This window comes from Stenotrophomonas rhizophila, assembly GCF_003651185.1.
In the GTDB taxonomy this organism is placed as follows: domain Bacteria; phylum Pseudomonadota; class Gammaproteobacteria; order Xanthomonadales; family Xanthomonadaceae; genus Stenotrophomonas; species Stenotrophomonas maltophilia_Z.
Genome location: NZ_RCDC01000008.1, coordinates 94,544 through 112,630, shown reverse-complemented (window position 1 = coordinate 112,630; position 18,087 = coordinate 94,544). Strand labels below are relative to the sequence as shown.

The window sequence follows — 18,087 nt, the reverse complement described above, 5'->3', positions numbered from 1 at the left end:
GACTCAGCGATCTCCCTCGGCAACGGCATCGGCCGGCCGTACAGCCAGCGCCATCTGGTTCGCGGCGAAGATCGCCATCAAGGCGCCACCGATCGACAGGGGCAGGTAGTTGATGCTCTGCGGCAGGTGGGCGCCGGCGGCCTTGATATCCAGGCCGTCCATCAGCAGCACGGCCGCCCACCAGGCGATGACCACGCCCAGCACGGCCACCACCAGCGCGGCGAACACGTCCACCGCACGGCGCAGGCCCGGGCCCATGTGCGCGGCCAGCAGGAAGAAGCCGAAGTGGCGGCGAGTATGCACGCCGGTGGCCGCACCCAGGCTCATCGCCGTGGCCAGCAGGAGCAGCGTGACCGGCTCGGTCCAGCTGGGCGAATCATTGATCACATAGCGGGCGAACACCTGCCAGCCCTGCACCACCACCAGGCCGAGCAGGGCGATGACGGCAATGTAGATCGCCACATCGGCGATCACGTTGAGCAGGCGCTGCGGCGCGGTGGGGGTGATGACGGTTTCGGAAGTCGAGTCGGACATCGCGTCGGAGCCTCAGGCGAAGTCGCGGATGCGACGGGTGAGGGCGGCCAGCTCCGGCTGCTGCAGGTAACGCTGCAGGAGCGGGTCGGCGGCCTTGCGGAAGGCCGGCATGTCGACCTCGTTGAATCTGATGCCGAAATCGGCCACGGCCTGGCGGGCGTTGTTTTCCGAGGCATCCCACTGCTCGCGCATCACCTGCACCGATTCACGTGCGGTCTCGATCACCAGGGTGCGGTCGGCCGGGCTCAGCGCATCGAAGCTCTGGCGCGACATCAGCAGCACGTCCGGTGCGTAGGAGTGATCGCTCTGCGACCAGTAGTGCGCGGCCTCGAAATGACGGCTGGAGTGGAAGCTGCGCATGTTGTTTTCCGCACCGTCGATCATGTGCGTTTCCATGCCCGAGAAGGTGTCGCCCAGCGACATCGGGGTCGGGTTGGCACCGAGCAGGCGCATCAGCTGGATGAAGATGTCCGAGGAGGCCACGCGCAGCTTGAGGCCGTGCAGGTCCTTGGGCTCCACGATGGGGTGCTTGGTGTTGTAGAAGCAGCGCGCACCGGAATCGTAGATGGCCAGGCCGACCAGATCGCGCGTTTCAAAGCCCTGCAGGACCGTATCGGCGACGCCGCCATCGAGCGCGCGGCGCATGTGCGCCACCGACTCGAACACATACGGCAGGCACAGGCCCTGGGTCAGCGGAAACGCGTTGTTGAGCGCGCCGGAGTAGACGCGGGTGATATCGATGGCGCCGAAGCGGGCCATGTCGATCGCCTCGGACTCACGGCCGAGCTGGCCGGAGTGGTACTGGCGCAGCCGCAGCCGGCCGCCGGTTTTTTCTTCCAGCGTCTTCCCGATCCATTTCACCGCGGTGACGGTGGGGTAATCGGCGACGTGGACGTCGGTGGCGGTCAACAGCTGCGCACCGGCCGGTGCGGCGTTGGATGACCGCGAACAGGCTGTCAGCGCGGGCGCGGCAAGCGCGCCCAGACTGGTAGCCAGGAAACTTCTGCGAGTGAACATCTGCGCCCTCCCAAGCGTGCTCGCCATGTCCGCGCGGTTATCCGGCGGCGATGGCCTTGCAGGTAATGTCGCCGTAGCCGACGAAACGGATCAATGCTTGCTGGCCCACGGCGATGTCGTGGATGCCGGTGGCGTTGCCACTGGCGATCAGATCGCCGGCCTTCAACGGCCGCCCACGCTGCGCCGAACGCCCCAGCGCGAACGCATAGGCGGTGCGCAGGCCACCGGGCAGCAGGGTCGCGCCACCGGTGCCGACCACCTCGCCTTCGATGCGGGTTTCCGCACGCAGGTCGGCGTCATCCAGGCGCGTCCAGTCCGCGATCTCGGTGCCCAGCACCAGGCCGTTGTTGTTGCCGAAGTCCGACACCACCACGCGCGGGCCGAGCTTGTTGATCGTCGCCAGCGGGCTGCTGGCCACTTCCACACCGATGAAAAGCCTGGCGGGCAGCGCCTCGGCCTCTTCGGGGGTCCAGTGCAGCTTGTCCGCCGGGGCGTCTTCCTGCAGCTGGATCACGTACTCGGCCTCGACCGCGCCGAACCCGCCGACGAACACCGGAATCTCGACTGTTCCACCGGTAGCATTCCAGAGCTGACGCGAGAAGATGGGGCCCAGCAGGCGATCATCGCCCGAGGCATCGCGGCGCTCGGCGGCGATGTAGCCGACCTTCCAGCCGACCACCTGGTCGTCCCACAGGCCGATGGCCTGGTCCTGTACCTGATAGGCGGTGACCAGGTCTTCCGGGATCGTTCCCGGGAAATCGGGCAGGGATTGGCCGTGTTGGCGGGCGCTGACGAAGTGCCGGGCGATCTCGCCCAACCCCTGGTCGGGCAGGTCCTGTTTGCCGTGGTCGTTGCTCAAGCGGGTCTCCCGGAAAAATTGTTGCACTGCCAATCGACAGCGGTTGGATGTGCTGTATATGGTAAACCGGTGTCATTGGCAATGTGCAGCGCATCAGAACGGCTGCCGGTCAGGCACGATGCCTGTTCCCATGCCCAAGGACGTACCCGGATGCGCCGCTTCCTCGCGTTGCCCATGCTGACTCTCCTGCTGCTGGCCGGCGGCCTGGCCCACGCGGCCGAGCGTGCCGTACCGGAAACCGAACCGGCCGCCGGCGCCCCCGATCGCATCGTGCTGTGGCCGGACGGCCAGGTGCCCGGCGAAGGCGGCCCGGCCACCGTGCCCAACGTGATCGAGCGCAGCCGCGATCCGGCGCTGACGGACCGCTACATCGACAACGTCAGTGCGCCCTACCTGGTCGTATACCGGCCGGCGCGCCCGAATGGCAGCGCCCTGCTGGTGGTGCCGGGCGGCGGCTATCAGCGCATCGTGCTCGACAAGGAAGGCACCGCGCTGGTGCCGGCGTTCGTCGAGCAGGGTGGGGTGACCCTGTTCGTGCTGCGTTACCGGCTGCCCGCCGGCCGCAGTGATCGCCAGGCCGCACTGGCCGATGCCCAGCGTGCGATGCGGGTGATCCGCGCCGATGCCGCGCGATGGCAGATTGATCCGCAGCGCATCGGGGTGATGGGTTTCTCGGCCGGCGGGCACGTTGCCGCGCGGTTGAGCAACGGCTTCGATGCACCGGCCTATCCGCATCGCGATGCCATCGATGCGCTCAGCGCGCGGCCGGATGTCGCGCTGCTGATCTACCCGGTGATCGACATGGGCACGCATGCGCATACCGGCTCGCGTACCCGTCTGCTCGGGCCGCATCCGGATGCGGCGCTGCAGCAGCAGTTTTCGATGCAGGATCAGGTCCGCGCCGATACGCCGCCGACCTTCCTGGTGCATGCGCAGGACGACAACGTGGTCTCGGTGCACAACAGCCTGGTGTATTACCAGGCGCTGCTGCGCGCCGGTGTCACCACCGAAATGCATCTGTTCCCGTTCGGCGGCCATGGCTTCGGCGTGCGCATCCCGGCCGGTTTGACCGCCGCGCAGTGGCCTGAGCTGGCGCTGCGCTGGATTCCCTCGCGCCACACGGAGCCCGCGCGCCATGACTGATTCCCCCGCCGACCTGCAGCGGCGCCGTTTCCTGCGCGACAGCGCGCGCTATGCCGTGATGCTCGGTGCGACCAGCCTGCCCCTGCTGCCCGCCTTCGCGGGCGTGCCCGGCCCGCGCCACGATGCCGCGCCGCTGGCGCGCGTGCGCAGTGGCCGCGTGCGCGGGCAGCAGGAGCAGGGCATCCACGTGTTCCGCGGCCTTCCCTACGGCGCCGATACCGCCGCCCGGCGCTTCCAGCCGGCCGTGCAGGAATCGGCCTGGCGCGGCGTGCGTGATGCGCTGGCGTACGGCAATGCCGCGCCGCAGGGCGGCAGCGAAGGGCCGGGCAGCGAAGACTGCCTCTACCTCAATGTGTGGACCCCGGCGCTGCGCGATGGCGGCAAGCGCCCGATCGTGTTCTACATCCACGGCGGCGCCTACAACAACGGCTCGGGCAGCGACCCGCTGTACGACGGCAGCGCGTTGTGCCGGCGCGGCGACGTGGTGGTGGTCACGGTCAACCATCGCCTCAATGTGTTCGGCTATCTGTACCTGGCGCAGCTGGGCGATGCGCGTTTCGCCGATTCCGGCAACGTCGGCCAGCTCGATCTGGTCCAGGCGCTGCAGTGGGTGCGCCAGCATGCGCCCGAGTTCGGCGGCGATGCGGGCAACATCACCGTGGTGGGGCAATCCGGCGGCGGCGCGAAGATCGCCACGCTGATGGCCATGCCCGCCGCGCGCGGCCTGTTCCAGCGCGCGTGGACCATGAGCGGGCAGCAGGTGACCGCGGCCGGCCCGCGTGCCGCCACCCAGCGCGCGCAGATCGCGATGCAGGCGGTGGGCGCAGCCGATGCCGACGCGTTGCGCACGATGCCGATGGAAGCGCTGCTGGCCGCCACCCGTGCGCGCGACCCTTCGCGCGTGGAGAACAGCAGTCTCTACGTCGGGCCGGTGCTCGACGGGCGTTCGTTGCCGGTGCATCCGTTCTGGCCGGAGGCGCCCGCGCAGTCCGCCGGGATTCCGATGGTGATCGGCAACACCCACGATGAAACCCGCGCTTTCCTCGGCAACGACCCGGCCAACTTCGCACTGACCTGGGAGACGCTGCCGGCCAAGCTGGAAAAAGAGCAGTACGTGGACCTGCTGCCCTCGGTGGTGATCGCCGAGTACCGCCGCCTGTATCCGCATTACACGCCTTCGGAAGTGTTCTTCGCGGCCACCACCGCCGGTCGTTCGTGGCGCGGTGCGGTGGAGGAACTGGAGGCGCGTGCGCGCCAGGGCGCACCCACCTGGGCCTATCAACTCGATTGGGGCTCGCCGCTGGACGGCGGCAAGTTTGGCGCGTTCCACACGCTGGATATCCCGCTGGTGTTCGATACCACCGATCGGCCCGGCTCGCGCACCGGTGACAGCGAAGCGGCGACCCGCGTGGCGGCCACGATGAGCGAGGCCTTGATCGCCTTCGCCCGCCATGGCGATCCAAATCACGGCGGACTGCCACGCTGGCAGACCTATTCGCTGGCCCGCCGCGAAACGATGCTGTTCGATACCCCCCCACAGCAGGCCGACGACCCGCGCGGTGGCGAGCGTCGCCTCTATCAGCAGGCCCCCTTCATTCAACGAGGTACGTTCTGATGCGGTGTACGTCCTGGCTGCTGGGCAGCGCGCTGTTCGGCCTGATGAGCGCGGCGCAGGCCGCCGTGGATCCGGCGGTGCTGGATCGCCCGGCCCCGACCCCGATCCGGGCCAGCAAGATCGTGCTGGTCGGTGATTCCACCACGGCCGTGCAGGGCGGCTGGGGCCCGGCCTTCTGCGCGCGGCACGTGACCTCGTTCCTGACCTGCACCAACCTGGCCCGTGGCGGCCGCAGTACCTACAACTACCGCGCCGAGGGCTCGTGGGCGCTGGCCGAGGCGGAGATGCGCACGCCCGGCTATGCCACCACATGGGTACTGGTCCAGTTCGGCCACAACGACCAGCCCGGCAAGCCGGGCCGCTCCACCGATCTGCAGCGCGAGTTCCCGGACAACCTGCGCCGCTATGTGCGTGAGATCCGTGCCGCCGGTGCGCAGCCGGTGCTGCTGACCCCGTTGACCCGACGCCAGTTCGCCGATGGCGTGCTGATCGATGACCTGGCCCCCTGGGCCGAGGCGGTCCGCGCCGTGGCGCGCGAGCTGGAGGTGCCCCTGGTGGACCTGCACGCGCGCAGCCGCGCGGTGGTACAGGCGCTGGGGCCGGTCGCGGCCATGCCGCTGGCGCAGGCGGCCGCCACGCCCGCCCAGGTCAGCGCAGCGCTGGAGGGCACGACTGTGGGCGCAGCGCCCGTGGCTGGCGCACCGGCCGCGCAGAACAACGCCGTCACCGAGCCCATGGGGCAGGCCAAGGTCGCGTTCGATTACACCCACCTGGGCCCGGATGGCGCGGCGCTGTTCGCCACGCTGGTCACCGAGGAACTGGCCCGGCAGGTCCCGTCGTTGCGACCGTTGCTGATTCCCTGATCGATAGGCGGACCCTTCGAATTCTTTCGAATAGATTGCTACGTCGGGGATTGTGGGTCGATTGGATGTGATTCAGGTCAAACACGCTGTTCACCGGGATCGCCTAGACTCGGGGCATGCAAGACCAATGCAACCCGTTTCCTCCGTTCCATGGCCGTGATCGATTGATCGCCGCCGTCGACCATGCCGTCCAGCACGAGCACGCGCACCAGATCGCCGCCACGCTGCGCGCGGCGTTGCGCGAGGCGATCGCCGACAGCCGCATCCAGCTGCCGGCCTGCGTGCACCACCCGATCGAGGATCACTATGCCCGCCGCGAGCTGTATCGCAGCCCGGAGCACGGCTACAGCATCGTCGCCATGAGCTGGGGGCCGGGGCAGGGCACGCCGCTGCACGACCATAGCGGGCTGTGGTGCGTGGAGGGGGTCTGGCTGGGCCAGCTGGCGATCACCCAGTACCAGCTGCTGGAGCGCGACGGCGAACGCTTCCGTTTCCGCCCGGAGCCGCCCGTGCTGGGCGACTGCGGCAGTGCCGGCAGCCTGATCCCGCCGCACGAGTACCACACCATCCGCAACACCAGCGATGACGACCTGGCGATCTCGGTACACGTGTACCAGGGCGAGATGACCCGCAGCGCCGTCTTCGAACCCGAGGCCGACGGCTGGTACCAGCGCCGCGTGCAGGTGATGGAAACCGACGCAGCCTAGGGTGCGACCGGGCGCAGCGCTCGACCCGACGCCGCGGTGCCGCGCATCATGCGCACTCCACCCGTTTCCCGACGTTCCGCCATGCCTACGCTGCCGTTCCAACAGGTCAATGTCTTCAGCCAGGATCCGCTGCGCGGCAATCCGCTGGCCGTGGTGCTCGATGCAGAAGGCGTGGACGACGCTCGCATGACCGCGTTCGCCCGCTGGACCAACCTGAGCGAGACCACCTTCCTGCTGCCGCCGACCGATCCGCAGGCGGATTATCGCGTGCGCATCTTCACCACGCTGGAAGAGCTGCCGTTCGCCGGGCATCCCACCCTGGGCAGCTGCCATGCGTGGCTGGCGCATGGTGGCGTGCCGAAGGGCGAGGAGATCGTGCAGGAGTGCGGGATCGGCCTGGTGCGGATACGGCGCAGCGCGTCCGGTCTGGCATTCCTGGCGCCGCCGCTGCTGCGCGGCGAGCCCTTGGCACCGGCACTGCGCGAACAGGTGCGCCGCGGTCTCGGCGTAGCCGCGGAGGACGTCGTGGACGCGCGCTGGGCAGACAACGGTACCGGCTGGCTGGCACTGCGCCTGCGTGATCGTGCGGCCGTACTTGCGGTCCAGCCGGACTATGCGCAGCTGGAGGGCGTGAAGGTGGGTGTGTTCGGGCCTTGGCTGCCCAGTGATGGAGACGAGGCCCAGTACGAGAGCCGCGCCTTCATTGCCGGCGACGGCGCGCCGGAAGACCCGGCCACGGGCAGCCTCAATGCCGGCATCGCGCGCTGGCTGCTGGCCACCGGCGAAGCACCGGATCGCTATGTGATCAGCCAGGGCACGGCGATCGGCCGTGCCGGGCGGCTGCGGGTGGAGCGGGTGGGCGATGCGTTGTGGATCGGTGGCGACTGTGTGACCTGCATCCAGGGGCAGGTCACGCTGTGAGCCAGACAGGGGCCGGGAGCCGGCAGCGCCATGCACCGCATGGCGTTACGGGTCCAGCGCCACCCCATTGTTGCGCTGGGTCACTTCGGCCGCACCGTCGGCCTGCATCACCCGTACGCGCAGGCCACCGCGATCCCCGGCCGGCAACGGCAGGCTGACAATCGTGGTCTTCGGCAGCAGGTCGCTCGGCGCCGCCAACCTCGGAATCTCGGCCCGGGCCAGCTCACGGCCCCTGGCATCTTCCAGCACTGCCACGCCCACACCGGTCGCGACATGGCCCAGGCTGTGCACGGTCACCTGCACCTGGCGCCCGTCCACGCGCACATCGCCGCGCCCGATGCCGAGGTCGGGCCGCTGTTCGACCGGCGTGCCGGCCTGCACCAGCTCAAATTCGAACACCTGGCTCTGGCCCGGCACGAACCGCAGCGTGGTCGAGGCACTGCGTTCCAGGGTGAGATCACGCGTGGTGGCCTTGCCGTCGATGGTGTCATCGCCGTTGCGGTCCACGCCGCTGGTCATCCGCCATTGCCCGGCGGTGACGTTCCAGGTGCTCATCTCCGCCTCCACCGCGTGCTTGCCCAGGTTGTAGGCGATCACCTTGAAGCGGTCCGGCGAGGGCGCGTGCACCAGCAGCGCGACCTGCTCGGCGGCCTGCGGCTGGGCGAAGCGCCAGCTCACGGTGTGGCCCGGCCAGCTCTCGTTGCGCTTGAGCGCGATGCCGCCCAGGCGTGCACGCTGCAGGAATTCGCTTGGCGCTTCGACACGGTCGGACCACCAGTGGCCTTCGGTGTTCATGTATTCGCGCTGCGCCTTGGCCTGGATGCCGTCGGCATGCAGCGCTTCCAGATACTTCTTGTCGCCGGTGGCCTGCCACGCCATCAGGCTGGCGAAGCCGGTGCTGCCACCCTCGGCATCGCTGATGAAGCGCGGGTTCCACTCGGCGCCGCGGCCGAGGGCCTCGACATAGTTCTCGCCCAGGTTGGACAGCGCCCCCGGCCCACCGCGCTCGACGCGATAATCCAGCGCCTTGAGGTACTTGTCATCGCCCGTCCAGCGCCATGCCGCCCAGAAGGTGTGCATGATGTCGCCGCTGCCCGAGCCGTTGTTGAGCTCACCGCCGCGGGTCTTGCCGGTTGCCCAGTTGATCTCGTTCGGCAGTGCCCAGCGGCCCTTGTCGTCGGTGTAGGCGTGGGCCAGGTAGCCATCGGCCAGGCCCGTGACCAGCTTGCGGCCGGTCGGATCAGCGTTGTACTGGCCGATCAGGAACGCCGGGTGCAGGACCGGGAAGGAATACGGCTTCTGCCATTGCCAGTTCGGTTCGCGGTAGACCTTGTTGCCGCCGAACCAGTTGCTGGAGAACAGCAGATGGCCCTGCGGGTTGGGCAGGATGATGCGTTCGTCGAACGCCTTCACCGTTTCCATCAGGCGCTCGACGGTGAGCGGATCGCCCCAGTTGAGGTAGAGCATCGCGCTGTTGGTGTTGATGCCCTCCTCGTAGGAATGCAGTTCGTCGGTCTCGATGGTGCTCAGGCCGTTGCTGAACATGCCATTGCGGTACACCGCATCGGACAGCGCGGTCAGCGAGGCATTGAGCTTGTCCGGCTGCACGCCCATCAGGGCCAGCCCCGGCCACTGCTGGGTCAGGTCGGAATCGTCGGAGATGCCGCCGCCGAAATCACCGTAGGCGATCTGGCGGTTATCGATCCACCATTCGATGAAGCGACGCACGTACTTGAGATCTTCGGTCTGCCGGAACGCCCACAGCGGCACGCCGTTGGGTGCCGCGGGCTGGGTGAACGGCGGTTTGCCCTGGCTGTTGTAGCTGATGTAGTTCCAGTACAGGCGGCCGAGCTCGTGGTCCGGGTCCACCCGCAGCAGGTCGCTGAGATCGGCGTACACGCGCGCGTACAGGCGCTGGCGCTTGGAAGTGGTGTGTTCTTCGACCAGGAAGCCCCAGTTGTCGCGCACCTGGTTGAAGCGGTCGGCGATGTGTTCTTTCTTCGCCTCGTCGCGGTCCTTGTAGACCATGCGGATTTCCGCACCGTCCAGCGAGGTGGCGTTGAACCCCGGTGCGGCCGACGCGACGGAGATCCACAGGCTGTCGGCGGTCAGGATGCGATCGCGCAGGTCCAGCCACAGCGTGCGCTTCTGGCCCGGCTTGACCGAGACCGACACGTCGATCATGTCGCGCGCCGGCCACAGCGGGTCCTTGATGCGGATGTTGAGCGGGATCAGGCCGTCATGGGTCGCGGGCAGATCCAGCTTCGGCAGATCGATCGCGATGCCGTCCAGGCCGTCATGCATGTTCTCCCAGCTGTGTGCCCAGCTGCGGATCAGCGGCTGTGCGGCCGGGGCGTCGCTCACGCCGGAAGGGATCAGCACGTGCACGATCGGCATCGGCTGCGCGGGCAGCGTATCGGCCGTGCGCTTGCGTGAGCCGGCGCCCTTGGGCAGCGCCATCACCGTGCTGCGTTCGGCAGCCGGGTAGCGGCCCTGGATGTACTCGCGCAGCGCCGCTATGTTGGTGTAGTCCGGCAGGGCCTGGCTGTCGATCAGGTAGCGCTGCTTGACCGTGCCCTCCGGCTCGGCGGCATCGCTGACCTGGTACGCCCAGATTTCCTGGATCGGGGTTTCCTGCGCGGTATTGCGGAAGTGCAGCACGCCGCCCGCCTGCGCAGGGATCTGGTTGACGCTGCGGACCACTCCCTGCGGGCGCTCGAACAGGGCCTGCGCTGGCTGGCCGTCCACACTGTGGCTCAACCCGCCGAAGGCGGCGCCGCGCACTTCGATGCGGTTGACGGTCTCACCGGCCGGCAGGGTCAGGTCGAGCTGCTGGCCACCCTCTACATAGGTATTCCAGTCCGGCAGCTGGAAGTAATCGTTGCGGCCCGGCAGCCGTGAACGGTTGTAGACACCCGGCCAGGTGGTTTCGGCGATGCCGTCGGTCGCCTTCCACATCCACTGCTTGTGGTCCTTGGTATCGGCGAATTCGATCTTGCGGATCGTGGTGGTCGGCGCGGTCAGCGCCGGCGGCGGCGCAGCGTCCCAGCCATGGCGATGGCGCCAGGCGCGCATCGGATCCGGTTCGGCCACTGCCGTGCGGGGCGCGGCATTGCGGGCCAGCGCGGCCATGCCGGCTGGGTCGAGCAGGCGGTCATAGACGCGGATCTCGTCGAAATCGCTGCCGCGCAGGAAGTTGTAGCGGCTCTGCACCTGGTAGGGGGCCATCACGCGCGCGGCCAGGCCGAGCTGATCGAGTGCGGCATCGTAGTCGGCGGTGGTCTCCTGGCGGGCGACCTCCCTGCCATCCACGTACAGCCGCACGCCGTGGTTCTCATCCCAGCCGAAGGCGATGTGCTGCCACTGTTGCGGCGAGGGGTTCTGGTCGAGCTTGAACGACACGCGCGTGCGCGCCAGGTTGGCATCGGTGACGAAGGCATCGAAGCCGTGGCCATTCCAGTCGATGCGCAGCCAGGCCATGTCCCAGCTGCTGTGGTCGGCATAGCCGACCCGGAAGATCACGAACGGCGCTTCACCCACCGCATAGCGCGAGCGCCAGAAGAAGCCGAGTGTGCCGCGCTGTGCCTGGATGTTGCCCGGTGCGTTCCACGACAACACGCCATCATCCGCCCATTCGATCGCGCTGCCATGCGCGCCGTTGGGCACCCGCTTCACCTTGTCCACGAAGTTGGGGACCGGGTCACCCACAGCGGTATCGGCCTGCAGACTCTGGTCGGCCGACACGTGGAACAGCAGCTGCGGTGCGGTCTGCGCCCAGGCGGTACCACTGCCGGCGAGCAGCAGCGCCAGCAGGCTGGCGGACAGGCGGGAGGGACGGATCAAGGGGGCGACAGGGCGATGCATGGGACCTTCCTTTCGACAGCAGAAACAGTACAGCGGAACCACCAGCGGGCGTCAGCGGCTCACGGTGGCCTCCCGCCCCCGCACCGCGCCCGCCATCCCGGAGAGAAGGACAGGGACGGGCGCGATACAGGTGGCGGCAGGCGCAGCACGGTCAGAACTTGTAGCGCAGGCCGAGGTAGTACTGCCGCCCGGTATGCGTGTAGCGGTCCGGCAGCGACAACGCCGAATCGACATAGCGCTCATCGGCGGTGTCGAGCAGGTTGATCGCTTCCAAGGTCAGCGAGAGGTTCTTGTTGACCTTGTAGGACATGTTGAAATCCACGTTCTCCACGCTGTACTTGCCCTGCACATCAGCCGTGGCGAACTGGTTGCCGTCCAGGTCCCACACGTTCTCCTGCGACAGGATGGTGCTGATGTACGCGTCGCGGTAGCTGGTGGAGACGCGGGCGCTGAAGCGGCCGTCGTCGTAGTACAGCGTGGCGTTGTACGAGTTCGGCGAGAGATTCAGCAGGTCGTTCTCGGTGTAGGTGGTGACGATCGTGCTGCCGGTGCCCGAGCTGAACATGTACTTGATCTTGGATTCGACGTGCGTGTAGTTCAGCTGCACGCCGAAGTTGCGCCAGAAGCCGGGCAGGAAGCTGAAAGGCTGCTGGTAGGACACCTCATAGCCCTTGAGCGGGCCGCCCGGGGTGTTGAAGTAGCTCTGCACGTTGAACACCGTGTCCGGGCTGAAGCCGGTCGGCAGCAGATCCAGCGAGTAGCCCATGTCCGCCCAGGTGGTGAGCAGGCGGGTGCGCTGCACATAGCTCTCGATGTCCTTGTAGAACACCGCGGCCGACAGCAGCGCGCCTTCGTCGAAGTACCACTCCGCGCTCAGGTCGTAGTTGGTCGAGCGGAACGGATCGAGCTTGGGATTGCCCAGGTTGATCGAGTAGCTGCGGTCGTCATCGAAGTAGGCGGTGGGACCACCGCTGACGCTCGGCGACAGGTTGGACAGGGTCGGGCGGGCCATGGTCTTGGCCGCGCCGAAGCGCAGCACGAAGGTATCGCTCAGGTCCCAGGCCAGGTTCAACGAGGGCAGCCAGTCGTCGTACTTGTGGCCGACCCGGGTGCCGACCTGCAGGCGCTCGCCGGGATCGGCAGTGGCGCTGGCCACGCCGAAGAACGGCTCGCACGCCGAGGACAGATCATTGGCGTTGGTGGCCGTGCACGGCGCATAGCCATCGGCGGTGATGCGGGTCTGCACGTAGCGCACGCCCAGGTTGCCGCGGAACGCGCGGCCCAGCAGGTCGGTGTTGAAGTCCAACTGCAGGTAGCTGCCGTAGCTCTTCTCGTTGACGTCGAAGTTGTTGTTGGACGCCCCGAAGTGACCGACGCTGGCCAGGCGGTAATCACCGCCGAGCGTGCCGGTGTTGCAGTTGCAGTAGATGTCCAGCAGCTTGGCGATCTGGTTGAAGTCCGGCACCAGCCACGCGTTGGGCAGGTTGCCGTCCATGCCCTTGCCGAAGCCGCTCAGCGTGTTGCTCAGGTCACCCACGCCCACACCGGCCGGCAGCGCCTGCGACAGGCGGCCGTAGCTGATGTTGCGGTACTCCTGCGTGCTCATGTCGTAGTCCTTGTAGGCCAGACCGCCGCGCAGGGTGAAGGTGGGATTGATGTTGAACGTGAGGTCGACCTTGGCCGTGTCGAAGGCGTTGTCGACGTACTGCGGGTTCAAACGCACTTCGCTGATGTTGCCGCCGCGCGCCGTGCCGTTGGCATTGACCGGCGTGCTGCCGTAGCCCAGCCACTTCCAGTTATCCACCGCGTTGAGATCGAACGGGAAGGACATCGCCGGCACCTTGCCGTTGCGCATGTCCAGCACGAAGCCATCCAGGTTGCTGTTGTCGAAGCTGACCATCGAGAAGACCGGCCGCTCGTAGTTGGATTCGGAGTGGCCGATCACCGCATCCAGGCGCACCGCATCGTTGAAGCGATGTTCCAGGTTCAGGCTGAACTGCTTGAACTCGGTGCTCTCTTCGATCGCGGTGGATTCGGTGCGGAAATCCACGTTGTCGAACACGCCGTAGGTCAGGCGGTTCTGTTCATCGGCCTGTGCTTCGCGGACCACGATCTGGGTCTTGCCGCCGTACTGCGCGGTGCGGTGCAGGTTGGCGCCGATGGAATCTTCGCGCACGTTCTTGTCGAGCTTGGAATACAGCATGTCCAGGTTGAGCTGAGTGTCGTCGCTGACCTTGAACTGCAGCGCGCCGGTGACGCCCAGGCGCTCGATCTCATGTTCGGTGCGGATATAGCGCGGGTAACGCGGGATCCAGGCGTTGGTCGCGGTCTCGTAGGCGGCGATGTTCTCGGCCGTCGCCGCGGGGCGGTCCAGGCCGGGGCCGCAGTGGGTGGCATCGATGCCGTAGCTGCCCCAGCCGTTGCTGCGCGCCTGGTTGGCGGCGCTGCCGACACCGGCGGCGGTCTCGTTGGCCAGCGGATTGCGCGGGGTCTGCGGGTCGTAGCCGGCCGGGCTGCAGAAGCCGTAGGTGCCGTTGTTGGCCGCGGTGCTCTGGTTGGAGTTGCGGTAGTTGCCGTGCTCCCAGCGGACCGGGTTGTAGCCTTCCTCGAAGATGGTGCGCTTGCTGTAGGCCACCGACATCAGCGCGCCGACGCGGCCGTCGGCCCAGGTGTTGCTGATCAGCCCGGAGATGCGCGGGTCTTTGTTCCTGGACAGCTCGTTGTAGCCGTACTGGCCACCGAGCGATGCCTGGAAGCCCTCGAAGTCGAACGGGCGCGAACCGCGAAGATCGACCGTGGCACCCAGCGAGCCCTCGTCGGTCTGCGCCGACTGGGTCTTGTTGATCTTGACCCGGCTGAAGAGTTCAGAGGCGAAGGTATTGAAGTCGAAGCCGCGGCTGCGGTTGACGCCGGTGGTGCCGCTGCCGGCGGTGGACAGCGCTTCCAGACCGTTGATGCGCACGCGGGTGAAATCCGAGCCCAGGCCGCGCACGGAGATCTGCTGGCCTTCGCCACCTTCGCGATCGATCGAGACGCCGGCGATGCGCTGCATCGACTCGGCCAGGTTCAGATCGGGGAACTTGCCGATGTCTTCGGCGTAGATCGCATCGACCTGCTCGACGCTGTAGCGCTTTTCATCCAGGGACTGCTGCAGGCTTTCGCGGTACGTCGCTTTGACCTCCACTTTGTCCAGATCCACTGCATTGAGCGAGGCGGCCGCTTCGGGCGTCTGCTGTGCCGCGGCGATGCCGGCCACGCTCTGCAGCGCGAACGCGATTGAGACTGCAAGCAAGGTAACCGGTGTCTTTTTACGGGTGTCGAGTCGATCCATCGTGTGTAACCCCCTCCCAGGGTGCGCCGCCATGCGACTTTGATGTTGATGAGTCATGACGTCCGGCCTCCCCCGGAGCGTCTGTCGCGCATTGCCGCGTGACACCGCTGGTCATCCGAAACGTAACAAACCCTTCACGGGGCGGCATCTTGCGCCGCAGCAGCGTGCGTGTGCTGGCGAGGGTCGAGGGATGGCAACGATGGCGGCGTGCGCGCAGCCGGCGGCGTGATCGCTCACGCCGCCGGTGGGTACGGCCGTTGAATCAGAACTTGTAGCGCACGCCGAGCAGGAACTGGCGGCCGGTTTCGGTGTACTGCAGCGGCAGGCGACCGGTGGCCGGCGAGTAGACCCACTCGTCGGAGGCTTCGTTGGTCAGGTTGATGCCTTCCAGGCTCAGTTCGAGCTGGTCGCTGATCGTGTAGCGGATCGAGGCATCGAGGACCGTGGTGCCGGTCATGCCGTGATAACCATCGAGGTTGAAGCCGGTTTCCGTACCCGGTGCCTGGGTCAGGTAGTCATCGCGGTTGGTCGCCGAGACACGGCCGGAGAAGACCTTGCCTTCGTAGAACAATGTGGCGTTCCAGGAGGACTTGGACAGACCGGTCAGGTCGGTCTTCATCACCGGCTGGCCCGCGGCGTTGAGGTACTGGATCTGCGATTCCACCCAGGTGTAGTTCAACTGCACGCCGAGGTTGGACCACTTGCCCGGCAGGAAGGTGAACGGCTGGGTGTAGTTGGCTTCCACGCCGTGCAGTTCACCACCCGGGGTGTTGACCGGCCGGCTGTAGGTGAAGTCATCCGTGGGCGAGGCGCCGGTGCCGATCAGCAGCGAGGCAGGCAGGCCGCTGTCAGAGTACGGACGCACTTCGCGGGTGGTCTGCACGAAGCTCTCGATGTCCTTGTAGAACAGACCGATGCCGGCCATCGCGCCTTCGGCGAAGTACCACTCGAAGCCGAGGTCGACGTTGGTCGCGCGGATCGGCTCCAGGTCCGGGTTGCCGCTGGAGATGGTGCGTGCACCACCGGCCACGGCCACCGTTGCGCCAGGCGTCAGGCTGCCCAGGCCCGGGCGGCTCATCACCTTGGCCGCGCCGAGGCGGATCAGGAAGTCCGGGCTGACTTCGGCCACCAGGTTGAACGAGGGCAGGGTGTCGTTGTAGGTGCGGTTTTCGGTAGTGGCGACCGTACCGGTGGCCAGCGTGGACAGGCCGGTGGAGCTCTGCTTGGTGCGCACGTAGCGCACGCCCACGTTACCCGACAGCGGCAGGCTGCCCAGTTCGGTGGAGAACTCGCCCATCAGGTAGGCACCGCGGTCCTTCTCTTCGACGCTGCGCACGTTGTTGGCACGCGGGGCGACGGCGAAGATGCCGCTGTTGCTGTAGATGTCGAACTGATCGGCGATGGCGTTCAGATCCGGCACCACCCAGTTGGACGGGCTGCCGTTGATACCCTTCAGGCCGGCCTGCGCGGTCATGTCCACCGGCACGATCTTGGTGCCATCGGCGAAGTTGGGCACGGCCAGCTCGCTGGCGCGGCGCAGTTCGGTGGTCTTGAAGGTGTAGTCCTTGGCCAGCACGCCACCCTTCAGGCGGAAGCCGGGGCTGATGTTCCAGTTGAAATCCAGCTGGCCGGTATCGAAGTCGTTGTCCACGTACTGCGGACGCAGGCGGATCTCGGCCAGTTCCCAGCCGGCCGGGTTGGTCGGGTCGATACCGTAGTTCAGCGTCGGGAACCGGCTGTTGCCCCGGTAGTCGTAGCTGTAGTTGTCGACGTCGTACTTGTCCATGATGACCGTGGTCTGCACCGGGTTCTCGTGCTTGGAGCGCGAGATGCCGATCTTTCCGGACAGGGTGAAGTCGTCACCGAAGCGGTGCTGGCCGTTGAGGCTGAGCTGCTTGAACTCGGTGCTCCACTCGTCGTGACGGTTCTCCGAGCGGATGTCGACGTTGTCGAACTCGCCGTAGACCAGGGCGTTGTTTTCGATCACGCCGTTCTTGACGATCATCGACGGCTTGCCGTCGCGATCGGGGCGACGCAGCGCGCCGGTGGCCGAATCGCGGTTGCGGCTGAAGGAAATCGCCTCGATGTAATGTTCATCGCGGGTGGCGTCGATCTTGGAGTAGAGCGCATCCAGCGAGAACTCGGTGGCGTCGCTCGGCTTCCACTGCAGGGTACCGGTCACGCCCAGGCGCTTCTGCTCATGTTCCATCTGCACATAGCGCGGGAAGCGCGGGTGGTAGACATCGGCCGAACGCGCCGCGGCGAACGGCGAGGTGGCGCTGAAGCCGCCGTTGCTGGGGCCATTGGCCCAGCGGCCGGTGTTGGAGCCTTCCTCCAGCGCCTGGCGCTCGGAATAGGCCACCGACAACAACGCACCGAAGGTGCCATCGGCAAAGGTGTTGGAGATCAGCGCGGCCATGCGCGGGTCGGCCTTTTCGGCCATCGCGTTGTAGCCGGCCTGGCCGCTGGCGGCGAAGGTGAAGCCGTCATAGTCGAACGGGCGCGCGGTGCGCAGGTCGACCGTGGCTCCGAGCGAGCCTTCCTCGACATCGGCCGAGGCGGTCTTGCGCACCAGCAGCTGCGAGAACAGGTCGGAGGCGAACACGTTGAAATCGAAGCCACGGCCGCGGTTGGTGCCGCCGCTCTGGTCACCGGCGCCGACGGTGGTCAGCGCTTCCATGCCGTTGATGCGCACGCGGGTGAAGTCCGGGCCCAGGCCACGCACCGAGATGTTGCGGCCTTCGCCGGCCTCACGGGTGATGACCACGCCGGGGATGCGCTGCAGCGATTCGGCCAGGTTCAGATCCGGGAACTTGCCGATATCCTCGGCGACGATGGCATCGACCACGCCGGCTTCGCCGCGCTTGATGTCCAGCGCCTTCTCGACACTGGCGCGGTAGCCGGTGACGGTGACGGTATCCAGGTCGGTGGGGTTGGTGCCCGCATCCTGGGCCAGCGCGGTACCACTCAGCGCCAGGCCGATCGACAATGCCAGCAAGGTAACCGGTGTCTTTTTCTGCGTGTTCTGGACTTGCATGTTTTCCCTCTCCCAAGGTGCTACATGAAACAGCTATCCAACGACATGTCAGTGCAATGACACCGCTGGTCAGGGCGGACGTTAACAGCCCGTTACTAATCCGGCATCTTGCACCGCAGCAGACCTTGAATGTCCCGCAGACGCTTGCAGGACAATGGTTCCGACATTCGGGACAGGTGGACGGGGCGGCGTCCAT

At 66.9% G+C, this 18,087-nt stretch carries 11 protein-coding genes; 5 read left to right on the top strand and 6 right to left on the bottom strand.

Annotated elements, in window-relative coordinates; translation table 11 throughout:
- Window positions 1-3: 3 nt before the first annotated feature.
- The 3 genes from BCL79_RS18345 to BCL79_RS18335 are packed head-to-tail and all read right to left on the bottom strand — an operon-like array spanning window position 4 to window position 2,410.
- A complete protein-coding gene (locus tag BCL79_RS18345) occupies window positions 4-534 on the bottom strand; it encodes a TRAP transporter small permease (RefSeq protein WP_121043817.1) in 531 nt (176 codons plus the stop codon).
- A gap of 12 nt (window positions 535-546) precedes the next feature.
- Window positions 547-1,551 (bottom strand): TRAP transporter substrate-binding protein, encoded by a 1,005-nt coding sequence (locus BCL79_RS18340; RefSeq protein ID WP_121043814.1) that lies wholly within the window; start codon window positions 1,549-1,551, stop codon window positions 547-549.
- 37 nt (window positions 1,552-1,588) lie between these two features.
- A complete protein-coding gene (locus BCL79_RS18335) occupies window positions 1,589-2,410 on the bottom strand; it encodes a 2-keto-4-pentenoate hydratase (RefSeq protein ID WP_121043811.1) in 822 nt (273 codons plus the stop codon).
- A gap of 150 nt (window positions 2,411-2,560) precedes the next feature.
- Between BCL79_RS18335 and BCL79_RS18330 the strand changes: the two genes are divergently transcribed.
- From BCL79_RS18330 to BCL79_RS18310, 5 genes are all read left to right on the top strand, one after another.
- Window positions 2,561-3,553 carry an alpha/beta hydrolase gene (locus BCL79_RS18330; RefSeq protein ID WP_428999474.1) on the top strand — a complete coding sequence of 331 codons (993 nt, stop codon included), beginning with the start codon at window positions 2,561-2,563 and terminating at the stop codon, window positions 3,551-3,553.
- Window positions 3,546-5,168 carry a carboxylesterase/lipase family protein gene (locus tag BCL79_RS18325; RefSeq protein ID WP_121043808.1) on the top strand — a complete coding sequence of 541 codons (1,623 nt, stop codon included), beginning with the start codon at window positions 3,546-3,548 and terminating at the stop codon, window positions 5,166-5,168. Before BCL79_RS18330 ends, BCL79_RS18325 begins: the two co-directional genes overlap by 8 nt.
- On the top strand, window positions 5,168-6,031 hold the full coding sequence (locus BCL79_RS18320) for a rhamnogalacturonan acetylesterase (protein WP_121043806.1): 864 nt from the start codon (window positions 5,168-5,170) through the stop codon (window positions 6,029-6,031). The genes BCL79_RS18325 and BCL79_RS18320 overlap by 1 nt, the downstream gene beginning before the upstream one ends.
- Window positions 6,032-6,147: 116 nt before the next feature.
- The gene (locus BCL79_RS18315) at window positions 6,148-6,738 is read left to right on the top strand and encodes a cysteine dioxygenase family protein (RefSeq protein WP_121043803.1); all 591 of its coding nucleotides are present in this window, start codon (window positions 6,148-6,150) and stop codon (window positions 6,736-6,738) included.
- An 81-nt stretch (window positions 6,739-6,819) separates the two neighbouring features.
- Window positions 6,820-7,659, top strand: coding sequence for a PhzF family phenazine biosynthesis protein (locus BCL79_RS18310; RefSeq protein ID WP_121043800.1), 840 nt, complete (start codon window positions 6,820-6,822; stop codon window positions 7,657-7,659).
- A gap of 45 nt (window positions 7,660-7,704) precedes the next feature.
- On the opposite strand, the gene BCL79_RS18305 is transcribed toward BCL79_RS18310, so the two are convergent.
- From BCL79_RS18305 to BCL79_RS18295, 3 genes are all read right to left on the bottom strand, one after another.
- Window positions 7,705-11,523: a LamG-like jellyroll fold domain-containing protein gene (locus BCL79_RS18305; protein WP_183073825.1), complete on the bottom strand. Its 3,819-nt coding sequence runs from the start codon at window positions 11,521-11,523 to the stop codon at window positions 7,705-7,707.
- Window positions 11,524-11,674: 151 nt separating this feature from the next.
- Window positions 11,675-14,854: a TonB-dependent receptor gene (locus BCL79_RS18300; RefSeq protein ID WP_121043797.1), complete on the bottom strand. Its 3,180-nt coding sequence runs from the start codon at window positions 14,852-14,854 to the stop codon at window positions 11,675-11,677.
- A gap of 262 nt (window positions 14,855-15,116) precedes the next feature.
- Window positions 15,117-17,891, bottom strand: coding sequence for a TonB-dependent receptor (locus BCL79_RS18295; protein ID WP_121043795.1), 2,775 nt, complete (start codon window positions 17,889-17,891; stop codon window positions 15,117-15,119).
- Window positions 17,892-18,087 lie beyond the last annotated feature (196 nt).